The organism is Ruegeria sp. HKCCA5839 (assembly GCF_013035585.1).
Lineage (GTDB): Bacteria > Pseudomonadota > Alphaproteobacteria > Rhodobacterales > Rhodobacteraceae > Ruegeria.
Genome location: NZ_WQIE01000001.1, coordinates 196020 through 209081, shown reverse-complemented (window position 1 = coordinate 209081; position 13062 = coordinate 196020). Strand labels below are relative to the sequence as shown.

Here is a 13062-nt window from a genome sequence, read left to right as displayed (position 1 = left end):
CTATGAAACGAATAATCCTTGCGCTTCTTCTGAGTTCCAGCCCGGCCTTGGCCGACTATATCGGCCCGGATGGCAAGACCCGCGACTGCTATTGCACCGACACATCAGGCACCCGCATCGAATTGGGGGAATTGATCTGCCTGCAGGTCGATGGCCGCATGTTCACCGCCCAATGTCAGATGTCCCTGAACGTGCCCATGTGGCGCGAGGTGCAAGAGGGGTGTTTGTCGTCAGGGCTGCAACAAAGCAAGCCAGCGCTCGACCCGGTCTCGGTTGACGCCGAAATCCCTGCGGCCAAATCGTAGGCGGGCATAGATCCGTAGCGTATCACCATCCTGCTGAACCGTGGTGTAATCGGGAAAGCCGAAGAGTTTGGTGCGGGTGATATAGGTCACCATCCCCTGCTCCACGCTGCCCGCCAAAACCGTTGTGCGTGGTGTGGCCTGCGCGATCCGGTCCAGTTGGGCCAGCCCCTCCGGGCCGGTTTCAGACACACGTAGAACGCCTTTGGGCAAGTCCCGATCGGCCTGGGCCTGCGGTGGAACATGCCAACGCGCGGGATCGGATGGGGCCAGCCGGACAAAGCCCAATACCACGATCACGGCAGCTATGAATATGGCAAGCAACATGGTCCTCATCTCGCGCAAACCCTTTTGGGGCACAGCCTAGTCGTATCGCGTCGCCGGGCAAGACAAGGCGCAGGCTATCGTGACGTCACGCCGGGCAGGATGCACAAAAGTTCAAACAAGAGATTGGCCGCCGTCAGCGCCGTATTGCCCAAGGGATCATAGGGCGGCGAAACCTCGACCAGATCACAGCCCACAAGGTTTATGCCCTTGAGCGCATGGATCAATTGCAATGCCTGCGGCGTGGTCAGGCCCGCAATCTCGGGCGTACCGGTGCCGGGGGCATATGCCGGGTCCAGACTGTCGATGTCATAGGTGACGTAAACCGGGTGATCACCCACGGTTTTGCGAATGCGCGCACCGATCTCGGTCAGGTTCTGTTGCCACAGCTCCCACGCAGGGAATTGCTGGAACCCCCAGCCCTGCGCCTCGGTAAAGTCGCTGGCGGCATAGCCAGAGCCGCGAATGCCGATCTGAAAGGTCTTGTCGGGCACGATCAGCCCTTCCTCATAGGCGCGGCGGAACACGGTGCCATGGGTTTCACGCTCGCCAAACATCTCATCGTTCACATCGGCATGAGCATCCACATGGACCAGAGCCACGGGTCCGTATTTCCCTGCAATCGCCCGCAGGATCGGCAGGGTGATCGAGTGATCGCCGCCCATTGCCACCGGGATCACATTCTGCGCCAGAATGCCGTCATAGCTGTTCTTGATGATCTTCAGACTGTCCGCCAGCGAGAAGGTATTGATCGCCAGATCGCCGATATCCGCGATTTGCAGGCTGTCGAAAGGGGCCGCGAAAGTTGCCATGTTATAGGGCCGGATCATCGCGCTTTCGGCGCGGATTTGCTTGGGCCCGAACCGTGTGCCCGACCGCCACGAGGTGCCGATATCCATCGGTATCCCCAGCACCGCCACATCCAACCCGTCCAAAGCCTGCGCCTGCGGCAAGCGCATGAAAGTATTCGGCCCCGAAAACCGCGCCAGCTCATTGCCGCTGAGAGGTTGATTAAACTCTGTCATATCCTGCGCCTCTTCCACCCGGGCCTGTTACTAAACAAATACTTATCAGAGCTATGGCTAACCAAAGGTTAAGGGCGCACAAGCTTGTCCCAGCCCAACAGGCAGATAATCTGCGTCGCCACATGTGCCCCTGCAATCGCTGTTGCGCCCGATGTGTCGTAGGGTGGCGAAACCTCAACCACGTCGCCGCCTTTGATATTGATCCCGGCAATGTCGCGCAGGATGATTTGCGCCTGGATCGAACTGAGCCCACCCCAAACCGGTGTGCCGGTGCCGGGGGCAAAGGCCGGGTCCAGCCCGTCGATGTCAAAGCTCAGATAAACCGGGCTATCGCCCAGGATGCCTTTGATCTTTTGCGCCACCACCGCCGGGCCGGATTCGTAAACCTTGCGCGCATCGATAATGTTGACGCCCAGCGTGTCTTCGTTGGTGGTGCGAATCCCCACCTGAACCGAGCGCTTCGGGTCCACGATCCCCGACTTCACCGCCTTGTAGAACATCGTCCCGTGATCCACGCGGCTCATATCGTCATCGGCCCAGGTATCGGTATGGGCGTCAAACTGCAGCAGCGACATCGGCCCGTATTTCTCGGCATAGGCTTTCAGGATCGGAAAGCTGATATAGTGATCCCCACCAAGCGCGACAGACGCCACATCGGCGGCCAGGATGGCGCGGATATGGTCGGTCAACGTGTCTGGAAAGGCCGGGATATTGGCGTAATCATAGGCCACATCGCCATAGTCCACGATGGCAAGCTCGCTGAGCGCGTCAAACGGCCAACCATAGGGCGCATCGGGGGATTGCAGGGCGCTGGCCTCTCGGATCGCACGTGGCCCCAGCCGGGTACCGGGTCGGTTCGTGACCGCCTGATCAAAGGGCACGCCGGTTACGGCAATATCTACGCCGTTCAAATTTTTGGTATAAAGACGCCGCAGGAACGAGGTCGCGCCGCCAAAGGTGTTTTCATACGACAGACCTTTGAGGTCGGGATTGGTGAAGGCTTCGTCCACCTGGTTCTTTGCGTCTTCCAATGCCATGCCCGATCCCCTCAGCTCAGTGGCTGCGCGCGCTCAACAATGCGCGCAAAGAACGAGGCCCCCACCGGTGCGACCTCATCATTGAAATTGTACTTTGGGTGGTGCAGCCCGGCGCCATCACCCTGCCCCAAAAACAGATACGCACCGGGGCGCTCTTGCAGCATGTAGGAGAAATCCTCGGCCCCCATTTCACGGCCAGTATTGCCGGTGACGCGGTCCTTGCCTGAAATCTCGCGGGCGACCTCGGCTGCGAAGTCGGCTTTCTCGGCGTCGTTGATCGTGGCCGGGTAGTTGACGTCATAATCCAGACGCGCTTCCACCCCGTAAGCTTTGGCCTGGCCTTCGACGATCTCGGCCATGCGCCGCATGACCATCTTTTGCACCGATGGGTCAAAGCTGCGCACGGTGCCGTTGATATAGGCGGTATCCGGGATCACATTGTTGACCGTGCCGGTGTGGATCTGTGTCACCGAGACCACCAGATCATCCAGCGCGTAATGGTTGCGGCTGACAATGGTCTGGATCGCCTGTGCAATGCCGCAAGCCGCCATCACCGGATCGCAGGTCTCGTGCGGCATGGCACCGTGACCGCCCTTGCCCTGAATATGAATGTCAAACGTATCCACCGCCGCCATGATCGGTCCGGGCGTTGTATAGAATGACCCTTCGACAAAGCCCGGCGCATTGTGCAGCGCATAGACCTGAGAAATATCGCACCGGTCCATGATGCCTTCTTCGACCATGACACCGGCTCCGCCGCCGTCTTCCTCGGCAGGTTGAAAGATCAGGGCCACCCGACCCCGGAAATTCCGGGTCTCGGCCAAATAGCGTGCGGCCCCCAGCAACATCGTGGTATGCCCGTCGTGACCACAGGCGTGCATCTTACCGGGATTGGTCGAGGCGTAGTCGACGCCGGTTTCCTCGGTGATCGGCAGCGCATCCATATCGGCGCGCAGCCCAATGGTTGGCCCCTTGCCCTGCCCGTTGATGATTGCGACCAGACCCGTCTGAGCAATACCCTCGTGCAGCTCATCCACGCCGAATTCGCGCAACCTTTCGGCCACAAAAGCCGCAGTCTGATGGCAATCAAAGGCCAGCTCGGGAACCGTATGCAAATGCCGCCGCCATGCGGTCATATCGGCTGAGAAATCGGCAATTCGGTTGACGACGGGCATCTGGGGTGGACTCCTGATCCAAGCTGCGGAATGGATGCATCTGACACGGGAATGAAAGGCGGCGCAATGGCGGAAAACTCTCTGATCCACGACAGCGATGCAGGTATCGAACGTCTGCTGGAAATCATGCGCCGCCTGCGCGATCCACAGACCGGATGCCCCTGGGATATCGAACAGGATTTCGCCAGTATCGCGCCCTATACGATTGAAGAGGCCTACGAGGTCGCCGATGCCATCGAACGCGAGGCCTATGATGAGCTGAAGGGCGAATTGGGCGATCTGCTGTTCCAATCGGTCTTTCACGCTCAGATGGCCGAAGAGGCCGGGCATTTCACCTTTCAGGATGTGGTGCGCACCATGTCAGACAAGATGGTGGCCCGGCACCCGCATGTCTTCGGCGAGGAATCCCGCGATAAATCCGCCGAACAACAGGTACAGGATTGGGAAACGATCAAGGCCGCCGAACGCGCAGGCAAGGCACAGAAAGGCGCTTTGGACGGGGTTGCCGCCAACCTGCCCGCCCTTCTGCGGGCGCATAAGCTGCAAAAACGTGCAGCCCGCGTGGGGTTTGACTGGCCCGATGCCAGCCATGTGCTGGCCAAGATCACCGAAGAAGCCGCCGAGTTGGAAGAGGCACGCGACCAGATGGATGCGGACGCGTTGGAGGATGAGTTCGGTGATCTTCTGTTCGTCATCGTCAATCTGGGCCGTCATCTGGGCATCGAACCCGAAGCTGCACTACGCCGCACCAACGCCAAATTCGCCCGCCGGTTTGGACAGGTCGAGGCCCGGCTGGCCGAACGGGGCCGAACCCCATCTGAAAGCACACTTGAAGAAATGGACGCACTGTGGGACGCGGTCAAAACCGAAGAACACCGGGCCAATGGCAAACTCTCGCCTGCAACGCCCACTCCTGCGCGCAGCGAGGCGTAAAACAACTGGACAAGATCGGCGGCACTTGCGAGTGTCCGCGCTCTGACAGCCCGGAGGCAAGCCATGGCAGCGCGCAAGATCATCATCGACACCGACCCCGGACAGGACGACGCGGTGGCCATTCTGCTGGCGTTGGCAAGCCCCGATGAGATCGAGGTGCTGGGGCTGACCGCTGTCGCAGGCAATGTCCCTTTGGAGCTGACCGCCAAGAACGCCCGCATCGTCTGCGAGCTGGCCGGTCGCCCCGATATCCCGGTCTATGCTGGCTGCGACCGCCCGATGAACCGCGAACTGGTCACGGCAGAACACGTGCACGGCAAAACCGGGCTGGATGGCCCTGTGCTGCCTGACCCTGAAATGCCACTGACAGATGGGCACGGGGTGGATTTCATCATCGACACCCTGCGCGCGCAGCCGCCCGGCACGGTTACGCTTTGCCCGCTGGGACCGCTGACCAACATCGCCACCGCGTTTGAAAAAGCCCCCGACATTGTCGAGCGCGTACAGCAGATCGTGCTGATGGGTGGCGCTTATTTTGAGGTTGGAAACATCACTCCGGCAGCGGAATTCAACATTTACGTTGATCCACAAGCGGCTGATATCGTGTTCAAATCGGGCGCAGACATTGTGGTGATGCCACTGGATGTGACCCATGACGCGCTGGTCACGCCACATCGCAACGATGCATTCCGCGCGCTGGATTCGAAGGTCGGTCATGCGGTGGCTGAAATGACCGATTTCTTCGAACGCTTCGATAAAGAGAAATACGGCTCGGACGGTGCACCGCTGCATGATCCTTGTGTCACCGCCTACCTGATCCAGCCCGAGTTGTTCTCGGGTCGTTTCGTCAATGTGCAGATCGAAACCACGTCTCCCCTCACTATGGGCATGACGGTGGCCGATTGGTGGGGCGTGACCGACCATGCACCCAATGCGCTGTTTATCAGTGATGTTGACGCCGATGGATTTTTCAAATTGCTCACCGAACGACTGGCCCGGTTATGAGCGCCGCCCTGCGGTTGGCCCGCCCCGAGGATCTTGATCGCCTGATGACCCTTGTGTCGGCCTTTCATGCCGAGGAAGGTATTGATCAGGACGCTGACACGCGCCGCGCGGCGCTGTCCCCTTTGCTGGACGGCATTCCGCATGGCTGCATCTATCTGATCGGTCCGTCGCGCGCGCCGTTGGGCTATCTCATCCTGACCTTTGGCTGGTCGGTCGAGTTTGGCGGCATGGACGGGTTCATCGACGAGATTTACATCCGCCCTGCTGTCCGCGGTCGCGGGATCGCGACCGAAGTTTTACTTGAATTGCCCAAGGCGCTGGCAGGTGCGGGTCTGACCGCCCTGCATCTTGAGGTCGATCGGACCAATGAAAGCGCCAACAAGCTGTATCTGCGGACCGGCTTCAAACCCCGGGATCGCTATATGCTGATGAGCAAGGCGCTTTAGTGTGTCGGGATGCCCATATTCACGCCGGGCATTTCCATATCCATCACCGGATCCGAGGCCGAAGCGGCGATCCCCGTGATCGGATAGGTGCTGGGCCCGGAACAGGCCGCGATAAGCATGACGGAAGAAACTGAGCAAATCAGAAGGAATTTGGATACAGACATCGTGATCTCCTTTCTGCACTGCAGTCAGGTTAGGTCACGTCGATTGATCGTGTTTAGGAACTAGTTCACACAAAACTGAAAAATTGTCGGAATTTTCGAACCAATTGGATTCGCCGGACATCCCGAACACTGTTAATTCGTTGAAAACTATACCTGTTCCGATCTCAAATACATCTCGATAAAAGTAGGGCGAGCTGACGAAAAATTGGAGTTGTCCGAATTTCTATCGCGCTTTTTGAAACCCAGAGGCAAATATTACCGCTCCGATGCAACCAGAGGTTATCCCGCATTCAAAAGGATTCGTTGGGACCCAACGGCTTTGCATTGACCGATCAGCACCAGCCGAAAATCGTGATGTACCCAACACAAACGCCGGACCGCTTCAAGCTGGTCCGGCGTTTAAGGTGTAATAGCTTTGATGGAACGCGATCCCCGAGCCAAGCTTGAGGATCACCGTATCAACTAAAGGCTCAGGTGCGCAGGATCGAACGTCCGGCGTATTCGGCAACCTCGCCCAGCGATTCCTCGATGCGGATCAGCTGGTTGTATTTCGCCAACCGGTCCGACCGCGCCAGCGAGCCGGTTTTGATCTGACCGCAATTGGTGGCGACCGCCAGATCGGCAATGGTCGCATCCTCGGTCTCGCCCGAGCGATGCGACATGACGTTGGTGTAACCCGCGCGGTGGGCCATATCGACGGCGCGCAGAGTTTCTGTCAGCGAACCGATCTGGTTCACTTTGACCAGCATCGAGTTGGCAGAGCCGCGCTTGATACCCTCGGCCAGACGTGCCGGGTTGGTCACAAAAAGATCGTCACCCACCAGCTGTACCTTATCGCCGATGGAGTCGGTCAGCGCTTTCCAGCCGTCCCAGTCATCCTCGGACATACCGTCTTCGATCGAGATGATCGGATAGTCGTTCACCAGCGCAGCCAGATAGGCGGCGTTTTCCTCGGAAGTCAGGGTTTTGCCTTCGCCCGACAGGACGTATTTGCCGTCCTTGTAATATTCGGTCGCAGCGCAATCCAGCGCCAGGTGGATTTCATCACCCGGCTTGTACCCGGCCTTTTCGATGGATTTCAGAATGAAATCCAATGCTTCACGGGTCGAGGCGATGTTGGGAGCAAACCCGCCTTCGTCGCCGACGCCGGTGGCCAGACCCGCTGCCGAAAGCTCTTTCTTCAGCGTGTGGAACACCTCGGATCCCATGCGCACCGCCTCGCGGATATTGCTGGCCGAGACGGGCATGATCATAAATTCCTGAATGTCGATCGGGTTGTCGGCGTGCTCGCCCCCGTTTATGATGTTCATCATCGGCACCGGCAGGATGCGCGCTGAGGTACCCCCGACATAGCGGTATAAGGGCTGCGTGGTGAAATCCGCCGCCGCTTTGGCCGTGGCCAGCGAGACCCCCAGAATGGCGTTCGCACCCAGACGGCCTTTGTTGTCGGTCCCGTCCAGATCGATCATCGCCTGGTCAATTGCCACCTGCTCGGTCGCGTCAAAGCCAACCAGTTCTTCGGCAATTTCACCGTTAACGGCGGCAACTGCTTCCAGAACGCCCTTGCCCATATACCGGGTCTTGTCACCGTCGCGCTTTTCAACCGCCTCATAGGCACCGGTTGAGGCGCCCGAGGGCACGGCCGCGCGGCCCATGGTGCCGTCTTCCAGAATGACGTCGACCTCGACGGTCGGGTTGCCCCGGCTGTCCAGAATTTCTCGTGCATGGATGTCGATAATGGTGCTCATCAGGTCTGTCCCTATGGCTGCAGTCGGTTGCACGCGTCATAGCAGCAACCGGCGGAAAGTAAACCGGTCACGTTATCGCTAACAGGCATATTTTCCTGCCTTTAGGGCTAACACCCGGGGAATTGCATCAAACGGGTCAGGCGATGGCCAGCTGTCTGGCCAAACGGCGTTCGCGGACAAAGGTGTAAAGACCTGAGGCGATAATCAGGCTGGCCCCTGCCAGGGTCAGCGCATCCGGGCGCTCGTTGAACATCAGCATCCCCGCGATCATCGAGAACACAAGCCGCGTATAGCGGAACGGCATCATTGCAGACGCCTCGCCCACCCGCATGGCCGCAACGATACCGTAATAGCCCAACATGCTGGATAGGAACGCAGCCAGATAGGGAAAGACATGCGCCGATTGCAGCGGCGCAACCGGTTGATCTGCCCAGACCATCAGCACCGCACCGGCCAGGGTCGCGCTCAGATAGGCCTGCATCGCCACGACGGTTGAGGGCACTCTTGTATCCAGCCGCCGTGTGATCAGATCCCGCGCTGCGATCAAGACAACGGAAAGGATCACCAGAAGCGTCTCGGGCTGGAATCCCTCCAACCCCGGGCGGATGATCATCAACACGCCGACGAAGCCAACACCGATTGCGCTCCAGCGCCGCCAGCCCACAGTTTCGCCCAGAAACAATGCAGCCCCCATGGTGATGACCAGAGGCAACGCCTGAAACACGGCTGCCACCGTCGACAGGTCAATCGAAGACAGAGCGGTCACAAAAGCAACCGCGGCAACGCCTTCGGTCGACGCTCTGATCAAAGGCACCGCCTTCCACGCCGCCGGTTCAAAGATTCGTTTGCGCGAGGCTGCGGTCAAAAGCGCGAAAGCCACCCCACACACGACGCCGAGCACAACCAGGATCTGCCCGGTCGGCACGCTGACCGACAGGTGTTTGATAAACATATCCTCGATTGCAAAAGCTGCCATCGATCCGACAAGCAGCAAGATGCCGTTTACATTGTTCATGAGCCGTTTCCGTGGCGCGCGGTCAAAGCCGCGTCAGACATCTAACCACAACCGCAATATGAGCGCGGTCGCAAGCTTTATCCCGCCGCGAAATATGAATTAACGTGGCGCTGCCAATCGCGTTTGGTGATCGTCAGTCCTGATCCAGTGGCACGCCGTAAAGCTCCAGCCTGTGGCCCTTGAGGCGATACCCCAGCTTGGCGGCGATTTTTTCCTGAAGCGCCTCGATCTCGGGGTCGACGAACTCGATGACCTGCCCCGATTGCATGTCGATCAGGTGGTCGTGGTGGTCCCGCTCGGCGTCTTCGTACCGGGCACGGCCATCGCCGAATTCCAGCCGTTCCAGAATGCCGGCCTCTTCAAACAGCTTCACCGTGCGATAGACCGTAGCTATGGAAATCCCCTCATCCACAGCCGAAGCGCGGGTATAAAGTTCCTCGACATCCGGGTGATCTGCGCTTTGTTCCAGCACGTGGGCGATGGTGCGGCGCTGACCCGTCATACGCAGACCTTTGGCTTCGCAGCGGGCGATGATCGTATCGGACATGGTGACTCTCGGAACTGTTCGGGTATCTGTCTTAATACGTCTGTGCGCACTGCGCCACAGCGGAAATGCGCCTTAAGCAGCGCGGTGAAGGTCGACCCAGACCGGCAGGTGGTCCGACGCGATATGCGCGGGCCGCGCAGTCTGAACACCATGCGCGGCAGCTTGCAGGCCCGAGCCCAGCGCAATCCGGTCCAACGCGCCCAGCGGCCGGGCCGCTGGGAAGCTGGGAACCGGAGGCAGGAAGCTCATATCGGGAGCCAGATGATCCAGAACCGGTTGGCGGGACCATTCGTTGAAATCTCCGGCCCAGACAGTTGGCATCTGAGACAGGCCTGCATCGCAATGGCGCAGATGGGTAATCTGCTGTCGGCGCGAGGCGGGCAACAAGCCCAAATGCATTCCCATCACACGCAGCGGTCCTATGGGCGTGTCAAACTCGACCCGTACAGCCCCGCGGGGTTCAAGCCCGGGCAAGTCGTGATGACCAGTCTGTCGTACGTTCATCCCGTCGCCCCGCCAGATCACCGCATTTCCGTGCCAGCCCAGACTGCCCGCGCCTCCCAGGTCGACGATCTGCCAGCCTGCCTCGTCCAGCATGAAATGCGGTAAGGCGGCGGGGCGCGGCGGCAGACGTTTGTCGGCCTCTTGCAGCACAACGATATCGGCCTTCATACTGTCGATCACCTGCAGCGTCCGCTGCGGTTGGCGGCGAAAATCCATGCCAAGGCATTTCTGGATATTGTAGCTGGCCAGCCTGACAGTCTTTTCGCGTTTCATCATGTCTCAGATCATCCAAACCCAGCCAAGCATGTCAGGCCCACGCACCATTACAACTCGATTTTTTGCCACAGGCGCGCTATGCAATCACGCAGAACCTGAAGTTTAATTTGAAACACGGATTTTCCTATCCTAGGACTGTAGTCCACGAAAACGCGACTGGTATGATCGTCGATACGGCTGACCCGACCCGAAGAGGACCCCGAAATTGGACGTAGATTCCAAATTCGCAACCATGATCATCGCAGATATCGCTGGCAGCACTCCATTGTACAATGCGGTAGGTGATGATGAGGCGCAGCGCCTGATCCAGCTTAAGATCGACCATCTGCGGCGCGTGCTGCTGTCTTTCGGAGGTGTGCCCGTTGGCCAGAAAGGCGACGATGTCCTAAGCTTTTTCGACGACCCAAACGCCGCGCTCAAAGCCGCCCTAAAACTGGTTGAGCCGGATGAGGAAACGGTTCTGCAAGTGCATGTAGGGATGCATTCAGGCCCCATCGTCATCGGCGAGCGCGGCATCTATGGCGAGGCGGTCAACGTCACCGCGCGCTTTGCCACGGCGGCCAACCCCGGCGAGGCTTGTGTCAGCGAGGCCGCCGCCAAGCTTTTGCACCCGGAACACCGGTCCATGCTCAAGCCCCTTGGGCGGCTCAGCCTGAAAGGCGTGGCCGAGCCCCTGCCCGCATTCTCGCTTGTCGACCCCACTTCGGACATGATTTTCCAGACCCGTCTGCCCACAAATTTTGGACGGTCCGAGACCAACTGGAAGCCCCATGCGGGTCTGACCCTGCATCTGCGCTATAAAGACAGTGTCTGGTGGTGTGGTGACAATGGTGAGCTGACCATCGGCCGCGCGCCCGATTGCGATGTCGTGCTGCAGCAACCCTGGGTGTCACGGATGCATGCGGTGCTGAGCATGAAGGCGGGCAAACTGATCCTGACCGACCGCAGCACCTCGGGCACCTATGTAAAATCCGAAGCGGGCCGCGAAATCAGGCTGAAACGTGAATCTGTCATGCTGGCTGATAGCGGCGTGATTTCCCCGACCATGCCGATAGACGAGTCTGAGGCCTGCCTGAGCTTTGAGATCCGCGGCCGGTCTCAGGTGCCGCAGAACGTGGCCTGAACCACCTCAGTCGCGCTGGGTGGACGGTGCAGATCCTCGTTTTCCGGCTGGTCCAGATAAGGTTGCGCCAAAACCGTATTCAGCCGGTCAAATAGCGTATAATCCCCCTGCACCGCCGCCGAGATCATCTGTTCGATGCGGTGATTGCGCGGGATAAAGGCCGGGTTGGCCGCTGTCATCGTCGCAACGGGATCAGCCTCGCGCGTCAGACGCGCCTGCCAGCCTTCGGCCCAGTTGTCAAAGGCTTCGGGATTGGTGAATTGATCGCGGGCCGCATCCCCAGCCAAAGCCCGGAAGGTGTTGGTGAAATCCGCCTGTTCCTCGGCCATGCGTTTCAGCAGGTCCGAGATAAGCGTCTGATCCCCTTCCTCGGATGTGGTCAACCCGATCTTGGCCCGAAACCGCGCAAGCCATTCCGCTTGCAACAGGTCGGGCATGGCGTGAACGATCTCGGTCGCTTCTTCTACGGCGGCTTCCTTGTCGTCATATTGCTGGATCAGCGCTGTGGCCAGCTGCGCCAGGTTCCACACGGCAATGTCGGGCTGGTTGGAATAGGCGTAGCGCCCAAACTGATCGATTGAGCTGAAAACTGTATTGGGGTGATACTGATCCATGAAGGCGCAAGGCCCATAGTCTATTGTCTCTCCCGCGATCGAGCTGTTGTCGGTGTTCATGACACCGTGAATGAAGCCCACGCTCATCCAGGCCGCGATCAGGCGCGCCTGTGCGTCGCGCACATGGCGCAGCAGGCCCATGGGGCCATCAGCCTGCGGATAGTGACGGTCGATAGCGTATTGGGTCAGTTTGCGCAGATCGTCCAACTGCCCGCGCGCGGCAAAAACCTGAAAGGTGCCCACGCGCAAATGGCTGCGCGCCACGCGAGTCAACACTGCACCGGGCATCGGTCCTTCACGCAGCACGACCTCTCCGGTTTCGACCGCTGCCAGCGCGCGCGTGGTCGGTACGCCCAGCGCATGCATCGCCTCGGACACCACATATTCGCGCAACACCGGCCCCAGCCATGCACGCCCGTCACCATTGCGGGAAAACGGCGTGCGGCCCGATCCTTTGAGCTGAATATCCCGCCGCTCTCCGTCAGTGCCCAAGGTTTCGCCCAGCAACACCGCACGACCATCGCCCAATTGTGGGTTGTAATGCCCAAACTGATGCCCGGAATAGAGCTGAGACAAAGGCTCGGCACCCTCGGGCATGGCGTTACCGGCAAAGGTCTCGGCCATGTCCTGCACGTCACCCGGCGTGATCCCCAACAGGCGTGCAAGATCTGCGTTGAACGCAACCAGGCGCGGGGCTCGCACGGGTTCGGGTTTTTGCCGAGCGTAAAAGCTGTTGGGCAGCTGTGCATAGCTGTTGTCGAAGGGGATCGTCAGTGTCATGAGCCAAACATATGGTCCGCTTTGCCGATTGCCATAGAAGATTG

At 59.3% G+C, this 13062-nt stretch carries 15 protein-coding genes; 5 read left to right on the top strand and 10 right to left on the bottom strand.

The window, feature by feature from the left end:
- The first annotated feature begins 2 nt into the window (after positions 1-2).
- Positions 3-305, top strand: coding sequence for a hypothetical protein (locus GOV38_RS01025; RefSeq protein WP_171099524.1), 303 nt, complete (start codon positions 3-5; stop codon positions 303-305).
- Here the strand turns inward: GOV38_RS01025 and GOV38_RS01020 are convergent.
- The 4 genes from GOV38_RS01020 to GOV38_RS01005 form a co-directional block, all read right to left on the bottom strand.
- Positions 231-629 (bottom strand): DUF1499 domain-containing protein, encoded by a 399-nt coding sequence (locus tag GOV38_RS01020; RefSeq protein WP_371808490.1) that lies wholly within the window; start codon positions 627-629, stop codon positions 231-233. The genes GOV38_RS01025 and GOV38_RS01020 overlap by 75 nt on opposite strands.
- 74 nt (positions 630-703) lie before the next feature.
- Entirely contained in the window at positions 704-1651 is a 948-nt protein-coding gene (speB, locus tag GOV38_RS01015; RefSeq protein ID WP_171207304.1) for an agmatinase, read from the bottom strand.
- Positions 1652-1719: 68 nt separating this feature from the next.
- Positions 1720-2688, bottom strand: a complete 969-nt coding sequence (gene speB / locus GOV38_RS01010; RefSeq protein WP_171207303.1) for an agmatinase — start codon at positions 2686-2688, stop codon at positions 1720-1722.
- Positions 2689-2699: 11 nt separating this feature from the next.
- Entirely contained in the window at positions 2700-3863 is a 1164-nt protein-coding gene (locus tag GOV38_RS01005; protein WP_171212964.1) for a M20 aminoacylase family protein, read from the bottom strand.
- Between the two features lie 66 nt (positions 3864-3929).
- Here GOV38_RS01005 and mazG point away from each other — a divergent pair, with 66 nt between their 5' ends.
- The 3 genes from mazG (at position 3930) to GOV38_RS00990 (ending at position 6247) form a co-directional block, all read left to right on the top strand.
- Positions 3930-4796, top strand: coding sequence for a nucleoside triphosphate pyrophosphohydrolase (gene mazG / locus GOV38_RS01000; protein ID WP_171207301.1), 867 nt, complete (start codon positions 3930-3932; stop codon positions 4794-4796).
- 63 nt (positions 4797-4859) lie between these two features.
- On the top strand, positions 4860-5801 hold the full coding sequence (locus GOV38_RS00995; protein WP_171207300.1) for a nucleoside hydrolase: 942 nt from the start codon (positions 4860-4862) through the stop codon (positions 5799-5801).
- Complete coding sequence (locus GOV38_RS00990; protein ID WP_171099535.1) at positions 5798-6247, top strand: N-acetyltransferase; 450 nt, start codon at positions 5798-5800, stop codon at positions 6245-6247. Before GOV38_RS00995 ends, GOV38_RS00990 begins: the two co-directional genes overlap by 4 nt.
- On the opposite strand, the gene GOV38_RS00985 is transcribed toward GOV38_RS00990, so the two are convergent.
- The 5 genes from GOV38_RS00985 to GOV38_RS00965 all read right to left on the bottom strand — a co-directional run bounded on the left by GOV38_RS00985 (position 6244) and on the right by GOV38_RS00965 (position 10501).
- Complete coding sequence (locus tag GOV38_RS00985) at positions 6244-6411, bottom strand: hypothetical protein (RefSeq protein WP_171099537.1); 168 nt, start codon at positions 6409-6411, stop codon at positions 6244-6246. The genes GOV38_RS00990 and GOV38_RS00985 overlap by 4 nt on opposite strands.
- A gap of 470 nt (positions 6412-6881) precedes the next feature.
- Entirely contained in the window at positions 6882-8159 is a 1278-nt protein-coding gene (gene eno / locus GOV38_RS00980) for a phosphopyruvate hydratase (RefSeq protein ID WP_171207299.1), read from the bottom strand.
- Positions 8160-8295: 136 nt separating this feature from the next.
- On the bottom strand, positions 8296-9174 hold the full coding sequence (locus tag GOV38_RS00975; RefSeq protein WP_171207298.1) for a DMT family transporter: 879 nt from the start codon (positions 9172-9174) through the stop codon (positions 8296-8298).
- Positions 9175-9307: 133 nt separating this feature from the next.
- Positions 9308-9721: a Fur family transcriptional regulator gene (locus tag GOV38_RS00970; RefSeq protein ID WP_171099543.1), complete on the bottom strand. Its 414-nt coding sequence runs from the start codon at positions 9719-9721 to the stop codon at positions 9308-9310.
- A gap of 72 nt (positions 9722-9793) precedes the next feature.
- The gene (locus GOV38_RS00965) at positions 9794-10501 is read right to left on the bottom strand and encodes an endonuclease/exonuclease/phosphatase family protein (RefSeq protein ID WP_254430423.1); all 708 of its coding nucleotides are present in this window, start codon (positions 10499-10501) and stop codon (positions 9794-9796) included.
- A gap of 205 nt (positions 10502-10706) precedes the next feature.
- Between GOV38_RS00965 and GOV38_RS00960 the strand changes: the two genes are divergently transcribed.
- Positions 10707-11624, top strand: coding sequence for an adenylate/guanylate cyclase domain-containing protein (locus GOV38_RS00960; protein WP_171207297.1), 918 nt, complete (start codon positions 10707-10709; stop codon positions 11622-11624).
- Here the strand turns inward: GOV38_RS00960 and GOV38_RS00955 are convergent.
- Entirely contained in the window at positions 11600-13018 is a 1419-nt protein-coding gene (locus GOV38_RS00955) for a YdiU family protein (RefSeq protein WP_171207296.1), read from the bottom strand. The two genes, GOV38_RS00960 and GOV38_RS00955, sit on opposite strands and share 25 nt — an antisense overlap.
- Positions 13019-13062 lie beyond the last annotated feature (44 nt).